This is a genomic window from Marivirga aurantiaca (assembly GCF_016679925.1).
Lineage (GTDB): Bacteria > Bacteroidota > Bacteroidia > Cytophagales > Cyclobacteriaceae > Marivirga > Marivirga aurantiaca.
In genome coordinates this window covers 1-13,793 of sequence record NZ_JAEQBW010000008.1, presented here as the reverse complement: position 1 = coordinate 13,793, position 13,793 = coordinate 1, and the positions used below count along the sequence as shown (strand labels likewise).

The following is a 13,793-nucleotide window of genomic DNA, read 5'->3' as shown; positions in this document are numbered from 1 at the left end:
TTATTGGTTGATAGAACCCAGTATTTATTACCATCTCCTGCGTGTCGATTACGTTATACTCAGTTCCATTTGTATATTATTTTGTCAAGACAAAAGCCCCCCAATAATAGGGTTCAGGGTACTCTTTTTGCATTTTCAGTTGTGAAGCACGTAAGGCTTTGGAGTAGTCTTCTCCATTTAACCAATGGCTGTAAAAATTCACCATTAGTTGCTGAGTAGCCTGATCATCCACTTTCCAAAGACTCATTACAAGGTTATCCGCCCCTGCCACTAAAAAAGACCTTTGCAAACCATATACACCTTCACCATTTTTAAGTTCCCCTACCCCTGTTTCACAAGCTGAAAGCACAACTAAATTAGTATTGCTTAAATTGAGGTTCATTGCCTCATAGGCAGTAAGCATTCCGTCTTCCGCGGTAATGGGTTGGTTTCTGATTTTATCTTTTAAATATTTTTCGGCTCCGCTTAAAAGCAATCCGGATCGTAGCAAGGGATTTTGATTTACATCCCCTTCATCTGTGCTTCCATCATTTTCAATAAAATACCCATGGGTTGCAAAATGCAATAAGTTGGGAGATTGAAGTGCTTTTATGGCTCCCTCAGTAGCTGAGGCATCCATTAACAAATTATTTTTCCAACTTTTAGCAAGCAGTAAATCATTTATTTGGGCGATTTCAACTTTTGTCCCGGGCAATTCATCAATCCCATTTCTTAATAGTTCAACTGATCGTTGATTGGCCACTTTTTGCGACATCTGTTTTAAGTCTAATTTTTCTTCGTCACCTACTTTAAAGTCAGGATTCCCCAACAATGCTGCTGTTAAATTTATTTGATTAGCCGGCCTTTTGGGCTTCAGCAGGGATTTAGGATTGGTTAAAAGTCGTATATCGTATTGCTCCAACAGATACTGGTTGGTAGAGTTATTGAAAAGTGTAGCTACACTTATTTTGTTATAAACCCCATCGGGAGACAAATAAATAGTATTGATTCCTGCTAAGTTTTCATTAATTGTCTGCCAGTACTGTTCATAGCTTTCGTCATCTTTAAATTTGTATTTAATTGAGTTGATATACCTCTTGAAGCCTTTGCTCTCTAATTCCTTTCCGTTTGCCAGTATGACCATCTGAGGTTTTTCACTTCCCCCTTTAAGAAGCAAAGCCGCATAAACAACGGAATCATTTTTAATATTCAACTTGATTCTAATCATTTCCAGCAAAGCTTCCGATGGCAATAGCTGACTGGAAATAGTTGCTAAACTTATTTCATTACTACTAAAACTATTCGCAAATCCCAGGGAGTTCTTTGACAGGGATTTTTCGATTTCATTCGCCCGGTGCTCCATCCTTGCCAATTCTCCTGCATTATCTTCCTGAACATTTTTGCTTGCACTGTACAACTGCGCCAGATCTTCTTTTAAGTTCAGCCATTCTGTAAACTGTCCCATCAGGTGTTGATCACCACTATTCAGAATCCTTTGACGCACTGCAGTAGATGCATTTAACAAAATGGCCTTGGTAGCTATTCGGAACTCAAATAAATCAACCGCAATTTGAGGATCATATTTGTAATAATTGATGGCGAAATCCTGATAAGAATTAACTACTTCTGTGATCTTATTGTAAAATGCCGCTTTTTCCCTTTCGCTTAATATTGGGAAAACATCATTTATCTGTTTTAAATAAATAGGAATGGCTTCGCTAAAAAAGTCATTTGCTCTGGCCATTTTTTCTTGCCTTTGATATAATACAGCCAATCCATATAAATTGAAAGCATAATCCGGATGAGTGTTCCCTAGTTTTTCTTTCCTTATTTTTAATGCCTGTAACAAATGTTCTTCGGCCCTGACTAACTGCCCCAGTTCCTGCAGAGCCATTGCATAGTTAGTTAGTTTGTTGGCATGGCTGACCGAGGTGTTATCATTGTTAAAGGCATCAATAGATAACGAGCGTTCGAACAGATGCTTTGCCTTGTCAATTTGATCAACAGTTTTATAGGCAGAGGCCAAATTCTGTAAGGTGAGTGCGAAATTGGGATGATCAATACCATATTGAACAGAATCAGCATAAAGTGCTTTTTCAAGTAAAGAAATAGATCCCTCAGTTCTTCCTGTTATTTGATATAAGGCAGCTAAGTTCTGCAATATGGTTGCCTCTGTGGATTCTTTGATAAGTTCATTGAATATTCCTTCTGCTTTCTCATAGTTTCCCAAATCCATAAAAAACATGGCCAGGGAATTTCTAGCCATTTGCTTGTCCCTACTATTTCCTGTCAACTTATCATAAGCTTCAATTGAAATTTTAAAATACTCTTCTGCCTTGGCGTAAGCTGCTTTCTTCTGGTAATTGATAGCCAATAGTTCATAATACAAAGGTTCAATTCCTGGATTTCCTTTTACCTTGGGAAGCCCTTCAAGTAAAACCTGTTCTGTGACGTCATACTTTCCATTATTAAATAATAGCCTGGCAATGCTTATATCCCATTGGTTATTGGATTTCAAAAAGCTAAACTCTCCATCTTCAAGTATTTGAAGCGCATGACTTGATTTATTGTTAAGAGTAGCTACTCCCACAAATAATTGCAAAAATTCGGATTGCTGTGCTTCATTCAGACCTTGAGAATAGTTTGCATTTGTAAAAAGCATCTCGACTTTTCCCCATGCAGTAGGCAGCATTCCCAGCTCTTCATACATCTTAAAAGCATATTTTAAAGTGTTGAAAGATTCTGAAGCTTCTGTATGAATGGCAATTGAAAAAATGGAATCAAGGGCGGGTTTTAGTAAACTGATATTCTTTTGCAAATAGGTAAGCCTGGCACTCAACTGATGTAATCTTAATTTTTCGTAGGAATACCGGGCAAATAATTCCTCCGCCATACTAAATGCTTTATCCAGCATATTTTCAGCCCGGGCCAATTCCCCTTGCATTAAAAGCAGTTCTACATAATTGAAGTAGATACTGAATGCAGACTTTGAAACTATCCCCTCGTTCGCAATTGCCAAATCAGCTTTATCAAAAAGAAGAGAAGCATCGTTTACCCTTCCCTCTTCTTGTGCCAGGAGGGCATTCTTTAACAAAGAAGATAAATTTGTTGTGCTTAATTCTGATTCTTCAGTGAGCTTTCCTGTTTCAAGCCTGCACAGTTCCAGTAAATCCTTAGCCTGTGGATATTCCTCAATTTGCTGTAAATTATTGGCCTCTACCATTTGAATGAAATCAGAAAGGTGCTGTATAGCACTTTCATAACTTTCAAGTCTGAAATCTGCTTGCCCTGCAGCAAATAAGCTAAATAAATAATCTTCTGAGGTTTCCGGATTGGTTTTCAGGTCTTCAAGGATTACCTGATAATTATCTTTGGCTTGTGACCATTTTCTTTGAAAGCTCAGTAATTGAGCGTGGGCAACCTTTAACAATAAGGTTTCTGTAGATTTTTCTCCTGAGAGTTTCACAGATACTTCCAAAGCATTTACATAGACCTGGCCGGCTTGATCAAGTTGATTGGAATATAGAAGTGCCTGCGCTTCTTTTTTAAGTGCCTGTAAATACTTTTCTGTTTCGCCAAAAGCTGCTTTGGAAGCATTTTTTTCTTTTTCAATGAAATCAAGAACTGATTGATATTCTCCTAACTCCAATGCGGAAGTAGTCAATATTTGGTATATATAAAATCCGGTTTCTGGTGCCACATCCTGCTCTAACAATTCAACAGCTTCCTGAGCAAATGCAAATGCACTTTGCACATCACCTTTTTGATATGAAGCTACCGCCCTCTGATAGGGTGGATCCCAACTTTGCGCACTTAGATTGAGGGAAATAAACATTAAGAATGAGCAAAACAGGCAAGGTTTCATTACTATCTATTTAATGATCTGATATTAAAATGAATGAATGCAGCTCTCTAAAAGCCACTATTCCAAATTTCTTTACTTTCAAACCATTAAACTACAAGCTTTTAAGCAAATGAAATGAATGACCCCTATTAATTTCGTTTGATTCTCGATGAACATCGAAATTTACTTGACTAAATATTCTTAAGCCACCTATTAAAATAAATATTGAAAAAGTTCTATCCAGTGGATTGCGAAATTGGACTCATGCTATGGATCAAAAGTACACTGCCAGCAACTCAGCTGGCAGTGCTGGAAAATCACTCAACAGCCTCTACTTTAAATCCTTCAGTTCTTAATAAGGCAATTACACCTTGGTCAGAAGCTAAATGACCAGCCCCAACTGCGTAAAATATTGACCCACTTTTTGAAGTCTCTTTAATGATCGGTATCCAATTTCTATTTCTTTCAAATAAAATTTTCTCTTGAAACCCTTCGAACTCTTCATTTTTTTCGAAATTCATTTGAATTGCTTTCAGGTCTTTTGCCAGATAAGCTTGCATCATTTCTTCCAAAACCTCATTATTCTCGCTTGGATTTTCTATGCTTTCAACCAGAGCTTTAATTTGTTCTTGCAAGTCCAGGCTGTCGAACAAACTTACTTGAAATTCTATTGATTCTAGTCCAATGATTTCTTTTCCATTCTCCTGAGCTAACTTCACAAATTCAGCTTCATATTGTTTTGTTTCACAATCCATGCTACTTACCATAATCATTGAACTTAGTACAAAAGGTTTCAGTATACCAAGCTGAGCTATTCCCTGACCAAATTTAGCCTTCAAATAACTATCCACCAGTTCCATTTTATCGCTGGGAATTTCCTCCTGAATATTTTTCATGCCAGGATTCACTGAAATTTGTTGCATCTTTCCAGCCAATGCAGGGTCATCCATATCTACTTCCAGGGCTATTTTATCAACTGATTCAACTGCTTTCAACACTGCATCGGACATCTCATATCTATCGGCACAAATGATATGAATGGTACCAAAAAGATAGGAAGGCTTTTCCAGGCCATTGCCACTAATCTTCCACAATAAAGCTTTTTCTTCCGGGGCTTGAGAAAAAGCAGGCTGATAAATAAACAAGCATATAAATGCCAGGGCTAAAATTCTTGAGATTCGAGTTTTCATGTGTATACGTTTTGTTTTTTAATGGTCACCCCGATTAGTCGGGGCAGGCTATGGAATCTTTGATTAAAAATTCATCTTCGGTTGGTGTAAATTCGAACCTGAATTTTTAATGTCGATTTCATGATATTTTTATTTAAGTTTACTAGGTAAGTAGCACAGATTTCAATTTTATTACAGTTTTTTCAAGCTTTTTGTAATAAAAGAACGCAAGTAAACAACTAACCGGGTATCCGGTTAATTCCAATGAAAAAAGTAGATTTTAAAAGTCTTTTAGAGGAAAACAAGAATATCATTACAAAGATATGCAAGGCATATTCCAATGATGAAAATGAATTTAAAGATTATTTTCAGGAGGTATCCTTACAAATTTGGAGAGCATACGATTCATTTAAAGGGGAATCGAAAATCTCTACCTGGATTTATAGAATTACGCTGAATGTTTGTCTGTCAGAAATCAGGAAAAACAGCAGAAGAATTAATACCTCCTCTTTTAAGCCCGATTTTGATGTGGCAGAGAGTTATACTGACCATAATCAGGAAAAAATTGAAAGGCTTTATATAGCTATTAAAGCATTAAAAAAAGTTGACAGGGCCATTATTTTGCTGTATCTGGAAGATAAAAAATATAAAGAAATGGCTGAAATACTGGGTATTAACATATCAAACATTGGGGTGAAGGTGAATCGGATCAAACAAGAACTAAAATTGAAGCTCAATGGAAAATGAACTAAAAGATTTATGGCGGCTGAATACGAGTGAGGTTGAGGTTTCTGATAAAAAAATTGATGAAATAATCTCTTATAAAAGTACCAATATCATTTCAAGGATTATAAAAACTATGAAGGTGGAGCATTACATGAATATCATAGCTTTTCCTATCTTTTTTATTTCATTAATATACTTCAGTATGCTCGTGGAAGCAATACTTACGGTTGTGGTATTTGTTCCCTTCTTATGGTACTACCAGACGCTTCTTAATAAATTAAACAAAGCTAAGATCCAGTTAAGCGTACACGATTACTTATTGGCATGTTATGAGAATTTGCAGGTTTTTGTTGCTCATTACAAAATAGCCTCTGTTTTTTTGGTTGCTATTGCTTTTTTTGTCACTACAAGAGCCACCTGGAGTGAGTCCATAGACCATAAAATATTAAATAGCGAAGGGGAAATAAATATTTCTTACCTTCTTTCAATAGCTATAGGCCTGGCATTTTCTATAGGATCAATGTTAATGATTATTCACCTATTATATGGCAGAAAAATGAAGATTCTAAAGTCTATGATAGAGGAGCTTGAAAATTAAATAGAGCCTATTAGGCAATTACATGAGAATCATTTGTAACTACTTGAAAATAAGCCCCCCGATAGCTATCGAGGAAATGACGAACGTTTGTGTAATTAATTTTTAGAATCCCTATAATTTATTCATCCCATAAACCTGAAGGCACAATTTCCAGCACATGACCTTCCGGATCTTCAAAATAAGCAGAACGTTTGCCTGTTGGCCATTGATGTTCATAGGTAATCATAATACCTTTTTCATACAGTTCCTTTTTAGCTGATTCGTATTCTTCAGCTTTTACCTCGAAAGCAATGTGCTGTTTTCCTAAAGCAAAATGAGGTGGTGGCACTTCCTGCTCCTTGCTATATTCCGGATTAAAACAAAGCAATACCGAAGTACCACTTCTAAAGAAAATCAATTTATCCGGCACATAGGCAATAATAGGCAGTTCCAGTTTTCCATGGTAGAAAGATTTGGCCCGTTCCAGATCTTTTATATAAAGGCAGGTTTCTTTGATTTGGGTGAAATACATAAAGCTAATTTACAAATTATCGACCATACATAAAATCACTTTTTCTTCTTAAACACTCTGGCAATCCACCGTGGTAAAATAAGTGCTCCTAAAAACAAATAGGGGTAATAAGTCATCAACCTCCAGAAAATATTACTTACAAAAGTGACTGAGCCTAAATCTTCACGGAAAAACTGGTTAAATATAAATTCTGCTGTGCCACTACTTCCCGGTGTAGGTGAAATCAACATGGTAATCCAGATAATTACTTGTCGGGCAAAAATGGTAAGATGCTGGGCAAAATCCTGATTGGTAAAAGCCTCTATCACGCAATTCAACATGGCATACCTGGCTGTCCAAATAAACATAGTAGAGAAGGTGATTTTAAACCAGTAGCTATAATCCCTTCCTCTTAATTCCCTGGAGGCTATCATAATTTCGTTCCCTTGCTCATAAGCATAAGGTCTCCATTTTCTTAGCCATTTGATGGAGGTCAGCCTTAACAAAATCCATTTGAACCAACGTGGGTTTACCAACACGGCAAATGCCATCACCAAAGTATAAATAGCAATAAGCCCGTAGCTGACAAAAAACAAGGTGGGTAAGCTTCTTCCCAACTGTGTTTCAATCATAGCGTTTTGCGGAAAAATGCTTCCATTGGCAATAAAAAAAATAATGGGGGCCATCACTACAAAGTACAAATTGTCAAATATGGCAGTGATCATGGTATAAGCTAAGGCTTTACCCAGTTTTATACCCTCTTTCATGAGTATAAATACTGCCACCGCAGTGCCCCCTACTACAGAGGGTGTCACCGCAGAGGCAAATTCCCACAGAATAATCACATAGATACTGCTTTTCCAGGTGAGCTTTTCCCCGGTAATGGTACGGATTCTGTACACATAACCGACATCCCGTGCAAAAAGCACCAAAAATGCCAGCATCACTGGTACAATTTCAGCAGTAAAAATTAGAGACAGGTTTTCTACTGTAACAGTATCATCCTGGTAGAAAAGGTAACCCACTATTCCTACTCCAAAAAGGATAGGTATCCAAACCTTATTAGGGTTTAATGTTTTAAAAACTTTATCCTTATCTATCTTCATTCAGCAACCTTTTCAAGTCTTTCCAACCAAAAATTGTTAAACCCCTCTCCTATAGTAATGGTGATTACAGCATTCTGCAGTAGCTCCAAAATAGCCAGGAAATTAAATATAACTGCAATTTTATTAGGATCGAACTCTATTAGTTCAGAAAATGAAAGTCTGCTCGAAAAATCCAGTTTTTCAACAATGTAGTCCTTTTGACCGGTAATTGTATAAGGGTATTGAACTACCCTATGAGTGGGTTTGTTTTTTTCCAACTCATACTTGGCCATTACCTCCCGATAGACCTTTAGTAATTTGTACAAATCAACGTTTTGCAACTCTGCTTCCACATTAATTGTTTCGGAAAGCATTTTCACTTCTCTTTTTACATTGCCTCTTTTTTCCTTTTCAAGCATGCCCGATTCCATTGTGGAGAAATCGGATAAAACAGATTTATATTTTTTATATTCTAAAAGGTGCCTTACCAACTCTTCTCGCGGATCAATTTCATTGCCCTCTTCATCTATTTGTGGTCTCGGTAAAAGGATTTTAGCTTTTATGCGCATAAGGGTAGCTGCCACTAAAATAAATTCACTTGCTACTTCTATGTTCAGCTTTTCCAAATGTTTCAGGTAGTCAAGGAAATCATGAGTAATTTTGGATATCGGAATATCATAAATATCCAATTCATCTCTTTCAATAAAGAAGAGAAGCAAATCAAAAGGGCCTTCAAAAAGAGGTAATTTTATTTCGAAACTCAAAATAACTTAGTTAGATGCGCATACTGACTCAAAGATAAATTATTTCTAAAAGATTGTAGGCAAGGAAGTTGATTTTATTAATAAATTACATTTTTACGGTAAAAAATTCAGTAATTTGTAGGTTGAAAACATTTATAGTGATTTGGATGTTTTTCGAATTAAATTAGACGTTAGTAAATATTATGCTTATTCAACCAGGAGAACTTTTAGCTAAAATAGATAGTCCGGCAGATTTAAAGAAATTAGATCAATCTCAATTGGTGCAGTTTAGCCAAGAATTACGGCAATTTATTATTGATAATGTTTCGATTTACGGGGGGCATTTTGGCGCCAATCTTGGAGTGGTGGAATTAACCACGGCACTTCATTATGTTTTCAATACACCTGAAGACCAACTTGTTTGGGATGTTGGACATCAGGCTTACGGCCATAAAATCATTACAGGCAGAAAAGACATTTTTCATACTAACCGTGTTTACAATGGTTTATCCGGGTTTCCCAAAAGAAAAGAAAGCGAATATGATGCTTTTGGCGTAGGTCACTCATCTACCTCTATTTCTGCTGCTTTGGGAATGGCCATGGCGTCCAATATTAAAGGAGAAAAGCATAGACAACATATTGCCATAATTGGAGATGGTGCCATGACTGGGGGAATTGCATTTGAAGGAATGAACCACGCAGGCGCTTCTGATGCCAATATGATTATTATCCTCAATGATAATTGTATGTCAATTGATCCCAATGTTGGGGCATTGAAAGAGTATTTAACCGATATCACTACCTCCCACACTTATAATAAAATGAGGGATGATGTATGGAAATTGTTAGGAAAAGTTAGTGGGTTTGGCAAAAGTGCCCAGGAAGTAGTAGGTAAACTGGAGAATTCCATTAAATCTTTTCTACTAAAACAAAGTAATCTTTTTGAATCATTAAACCTAAGATATTTTGGCCCTGTGGATGGCCACGATGTAAACCATCTTGTTCATGTATTAAATGATCTAAAAGATATCCCCGGCCCTAAAGTATTGCATTGTGTCACTACCAAAGGAAAAGGATTTGCCCCTGCAGAAAAAGACCAAACCAAATGGCATGCACCCGGCAAGTTTGATAAGATTACGGGAGAAATTCAGAAGAAACCGGACTTAACGCCTCAGGCTCCAAAGTATCAGGATGTGTTTGGACATACCTTGGTAGAATTAGCTGAGAAAAATGATAAAATTGTAGGAGTAACTCCTGCCATGCCATCAGGTTCTTCATTAAATATTATGATGAAAGAAATGCCTGACAGAGCTTTTGACGTGGGAATAGCAGAGCAACATGCTGTTACTTTCTCTGCCGGATTAGCCACCCAGGGCATGATACCGTTCTGTAACATATACAGTACTTTCATGCAAAGAGGTTATGATCAGGTTATTCATGATGTTTGTATCCAGGATTTAGCTGTTAATTTCTGTCTGGACAGGGCTGGCTTTGCAGGAGCTGACGGGCCTACCCACCATGGCAATTATGACATTGCTTTTATGAGGTGCATACCTAACATGATTGTAGCAGCTCCTATGAATGAATCTGAATTAAGAAATTTATTATTCACTTCTCAATTACCGAGAGAAGGCAAGGCTTTTACTATCCGTTACCCAAGAGGAAAAGGCGTAATGCCTGAATGGAGAACTCCAATGGAAGCCATTGAAATAGGTACCGGAAGGCAAGTAAAAGAGGGAGAAGATTTGGCTATATTAACAATTGGCCATATTGGCAATTTTGCTTTGGAAGCTGCTGGAAAACTTGACAAAGAAGGGGTGAGCACAGCCGTTTACGACATGCGCTTTGTTAAACCTTTGGATGAAAAGCTACTGCATCATATTTTCAAAAACCATAAAAAAGTAATCACTGTTGAGGACGGCTGTCTGATGGGAGGATTTGGTAGTGCCATACTTGAATTTATGGCAGAAAATGATTATTCTGCAAAAGTAAAACGCTTAGGAATACCTGATAGAATTGTGGAACATGGCGAACAGTACGAACTACATGCTGAATGCCAGTTTGATGCTGATGGTATTTTTCAGAATGCATTGCAAATGATAGAAACATCATTATCTACTAAATTATGACCATTCATTATGAAGAATCCGGAAAAGGATACCCTGTCATTTTAATTCATGGATATGGAGAAACACACCATATTTGGGCTACCTATCAAGAGAGACTATCAACAAAATATAGGGTTTTAACACCCGACTTGCCAGGATTTGGGCAAAGTGATCCGCTTCCCTATGACCTTTCCCTGGACATGGTGGCGAATTCTATTTATGATTGGCTCAAGAAAAAAAACATATCCGAATGCATCATTATTGGCCACTCATTGGGTGGTTATGTTACACTGGAAATAGCTAAAAAATTCCCAAATATTATCTCAGGAATAGGCCTGCTCCATTCATCTGCCTTCTCCGATTCAGACGAAAAAAAGATTGGCAGGGAGAAAAGCATTGAATTCATTCAGAAACATGGCGTGGAAAAATTTATAGAGAGCTTTGTACCCATGTTATTTAATGAGAACACGAGAGACCAGCATCAGAAAACTATTCAAATGCTTATTGAGGAAGGTAAAAAAATACCGGAAAAAACCATGACCGATTATATGCTGGCCATGCGTGATAGAAGTGACAATATTGATTTATTAAAGGAATTTGAGAAACCTTTATTATTTATATTCGGAGAAGAGGATTCCAGTATCCCATTAGCCAAGAGTAAAGAACAAATAAAATACATGCAACATCCTTATTTAAAAAGCCTTCCTGAAACAGGCCATATGGGAATGTTTGAAAAAGAAGAAGAGGTTTATAGCACAATAGCCAAATTTATTGAAGTAACTCTTAAATAAGCGTTGATGTACCTATGTGTTTAAGTGTTGATGTGCTAATCGGCTATCTGGTAGATTTACCCATAAAGATAAAAATTATTTAACAGCACGTTTCTGTTTACCCTTGCCCCTCTTTAGCCAATGCTTGCTCCCAGTCCCAGGCGGATTTCAACATATCATCCAACGATTTTCTCGTTTTCCACCCAAGTGTTTTATTAGCTTTAGTGGTATCTGCAAAAACAGCTTCAACATCCCCTGCCCTTCGTTTGGCAAATTCATAGGGAACCTTCATTCCTGTTACTTTCACAAAACTTTCCACCATTTCCAAGACAGTATACCCATTTCCTGAACCAATATTAAAAACCTCAAAAGCTTCTTTTGGCTGGTTTTTATCCATAGCTCTTTCCATTGCGTATATATGAGCGGTGGCTACATCGCTTACATGAATATAATCCCGAATACAGGTACCGTCTTTGGTATTCCAGTCATTACCAAAAATCATGAGCTTATCTCGTTTGCCGGAAGCAGTTTCTGTAATAAATGGTACCAGGTGATGAGGAGCTCCCTTCTGAAACTCACCAATCAAAGCAGATTCATGGGCACCTATCGGGTTAAAATAACGGAGAGAAATTATACTTAAATCATGTGCTTTCGAAGCATCCGAAAGTATATCCTCACAGATTTTCTTTGTATTGCCATAAGGTGATACAGCAGGTTTAATAGTAGCATTTTCTGTAACAGGCAACTCATCAGGATTACCATAAACCGTACAAGAAGATGAAAAAACAAGTGGCCTTACCTCAAATTCCTTCATGCATTCCAGCAAATTGATTGTGGAAGTAAGGTTGTTATAATAATAGTGCAAAGGCTGTTCCACGGATTCTCCCACCAATAATGCCGCAGCAAAATGAATGACACCTGCTATTTCATTATTGTTGTTCCAGAAAACCTCCTGGAGCTGCTCTTTATCACGCATTTCAACTTGTTGAAATAATGGTCGTTTACCACATATCTTCTCCAGCCTATCCAGTACTTTCGGATCAGAATTTGAAAGGTTATCAATTATTAAAGGCTCATAGCCTTGTTTTATTAATTCCACCACCGTGTGAGAACCAATATACCCCAGGCCACCTGTTACTAATATCTTTTTACCCATTATTTCTTGCTGTACTTTTCGAAATCTTTATGTTCTGTTTGAAACAGTTTCTCCCTATCTAATGATTTAAAATATTCATAAGTAATTTTTAAACCGTCTACTCTGTCAACTTTGGGAGTCCATCCCAGTAACTCTTTTGCTTTGGTAATATCCGGTTTTCTTTGCTTGGGATCATCCTGAGGAAGATCTTTATAAATTACTTTCTGGGAAGTACCTGTCAATTTAATAATTTCTTCAGCAAATTCACTAATAGTGATCTCATCCGGGTTCCCTATATTCACAGGTTTGGCATAATCGCTTAACAACAACCTGTAAATACCTTCCACCAAATCATCTACATAACAAAAAGACCTTGTTTGAGAGCCATCCCCAAAAACAGTCAAATCTTCCCCCCTTAATGCCTGACCAATAAATGCGGGCAAAACACGACCATCATTTAAACGCATCCGCGGCCCATAGGTATTGAAAATTCTAATGATACGAGTCTCAAGATCATGATAGGTATGATAGGCCATGGTAATAGATTCCATAAACCTTTTCGCTTCATCATAAACACCTCTCGGACCAATGGGATTTACGTTCCCATAATATTCTTCTGTTTGCGGGTGTACCAAAGGATCGCCATAAACTTCCGAAGTAGAAGCCACCAGGATCCGTGCTTTTTTATCTTTGGCCAAGCCCAATAAATTGTGTGTACCATGTGCCCCTACCTTTAATGTTTGGATAGGAATTTTCAAATAATCAATAGGGCTGGCAGGAGAGGCGAAATGTAGGATATATTTTAGTTCTCCAGGTATATGAACATATTTGGTAACATCATGGTGATAAAACTCAAAATCTTCACGGTTCATCAAATGGGCAATATTATCCATAGAGCCCGTGATCAGGTTGTCCATACCTATTACCTCATAGCCTTCTTTCAAAAACCTATCACATAAATGGGAGCCTAAAAAACCTGCTGCCCCTGTTATTAAAACTTTTTCCTTGCCCATATTCAATTATCTACCAATACTAAAATAAGTAAATCCTTCCTGTTTCATTTGCTCAGGCTCGTACAAGTTCCTTCCATCCAATATTAATGGATGGCTCAGTTTCTCCTTTAGCAGTTTAAACTCCGGGGTCCTG

Annotated in this window: 11 protein-coding genes; 4 read left to right on the top strand and 7 right to left on the bottom strand. The window is 37.3% G+C overall.

Annotation, left to right across the window (positions count from 1 at the left end; all coding sequences use genetic code 11):
* Nucleotides 1-76 precede the first annotated feature (76 nt).
* Together JKA74_RS15385 and JKA74_RS15380 are read right to left on the bottom strand one after the other, a co-directional pair.
* Nucleotides 77-3,844 (bottom strand): CHAT domain-containing protein, encoded by a 3,768-nt coding sequence (locus JKA74_RS15385; RefSeq protein WP_201432111.1) that lies wholly within the window; start codon nucleotides 3,842-3,844, stop codon nucleotides 77-79.
* A 296-nt stretch (nucleotides 3,845-4,140) separates the two neighbouring features.
* Nucleotides 4,141-5,013, bottom strand: coding sequence for a TraB/GumN family protein (locus tag JKA74_RS15380; protein ID WP_201432110.1), 873 nt, complete (start codon nucleotides 5,011-5,013; stop codon nucleotides 4,141-4,143).
* Between the two features lie 243 nt (nucleotides 5,014-5,256).
* On the opposite strand from JKA74_RS15380, the gene JKA74_RS15375 reads away from it, so the two are divergent.
* Nucleotides 5,257-5,739, top strand: a complete 483-nt coding sequence (locus tag JKA74_RS15375; protein ID WP_201432109.1) for an RNA polymerase sigma factor — start codon at nucleotides 5,257-5,259, stop codon at nucleotides 5,737-5,739.
* The gene (locus tag JKA74_RS15370; RefSeq protein ID WP_201432108.1) at nucleotides 5,729-6,316 is read left to right on the top strand and encodes a hypothetical protein; all 588 of its coding nucleotides are present in this window, start codon (nucleotides 5,729-5,731) and stop codon (nucleotides 6,314-6,316) included. The genes JKA74_RS15375 and JKA74_RS15370 overlap by 11 nt, the downstream gene beginning before the upstream one ends.
* 118 nt (nucleotides 6,317-6,434) lie before the next feature.
* Here JKA74_RS15370 and JKA74_RS15365 read toward each other — a convergent pair whose 3' ends face one another.
* From JKA74_RS15365 to JKA74_RS15355, 3 genes are read right to left on the bottom strand one after another with little or no spacing between them, the layout of a single operon-like run.
* Nucleotides 6,435-6,827, bottom strand: coding sequence for a VOC family protein (locus JKA74_RS15365; protein WP_201432107.1), 393 nt, complete (start codon nucleotides 6,825-6,827; stop codon nucleotides 6,435-6,437).
* Nucleotides 6,828-6,862: 35 nt separating this feature from the next.
* Nucleotides 6,863-7,912, bottom strand: coding sequence for a lysylphosphatidylglycerol synthase transmembrane domain-containing protein (locus JKA74_RS15360; RefSeq protein ID WP_201432106.1), 1,050 nt, complete (start codon nucleotides 7,910-7,912; stop codon nucleotides 6,863-6,865).
* Nucleotides 7,909-8,655 carry a segregation and condensation protein A gene (locus JKA74_RS15355; protein WP_201432105.1) on the bottom strand — a complete coding sequence of 249 codons (747 nt, stop codon included), beginning with the start codon at nucleotides 8,653-8,655 and terminating at the stop codon, nucleotides 7,909-7,911. Before JKA74_RS15355 ends, JKA74_RS15360 begins: the two co-directional genes overlap by 4 nt.
* 182 nt (nucleotides 8,656-8,837) lie before the next feature.
* Here JKA74_RS15355 and dxs point away from each other — a divergent pair, with 182 nt between their 5' ends.
* Nucleotides 8,838-10,763 carry a 1-deoxy-D-xylulose-5-phosphate synthase gene (gene dxs / locus JKA74_RS15350; RefSeq protein ID WP_201432104.1) on the top strand — a complete coding sequence of 642 codons (1,926 nt, stop codon included), beginning with the start codon at nucleotides 8,838-8,840 and terminating at the stop codon, nucleotides 10,761-10,763.
* The gene (locus JKA74_RS15345) at nucleotides 10,760-11,533 is read left to right on the top strand and encodes an alpha/beta fold hydrolase (protein ID WP_201432103.1); all 774 of its coding nucleotides are present in this window, start codon (nucleotides 10,760-10,762) and stop codon (nucleotides 11,531-11,533) included. Before dxs ends, JKA74_RS15345 begins: the two co-directional genes overlap by 4 nt.
* A gap of 97 nt (nucleotides 11,534-11,630) precedes the next feature.
* On the opposite strand, the gene galE is transcribed toward JKA74_RS15345, so the two are convergent.
* On the bottom strand, nucleotides 11,631-12,668 hold the full coding sequence (galE, locus tag JKA74_RS15340; RefSeq protein WP_201432102.1) for a UDP-glucose 4-epimerase GalE: 1,038 nt from the start codon (nucleotides 12,666-12,668) through the stop codon (nucleotides 11,631-11,633).
* On the bottom strand, nucleotides 12,668-13,660 hold the full coding sequence (locus JKA74_RS15335; protein ID WP_201432101.1) for a UDP-glucuronic acid decarboxylase family protein: 993 nt from the start codon (nucleotides 13,658-13,660) through the stop codon (nucleotides 12,668-12,670). The genes galE and JKA74_RS15335 overlap by 1 nt, the downstream gene beginning before the upstream one ends.
* Nucleotides 13,661-13,793 lie beyond the last annotated feature (133 nt).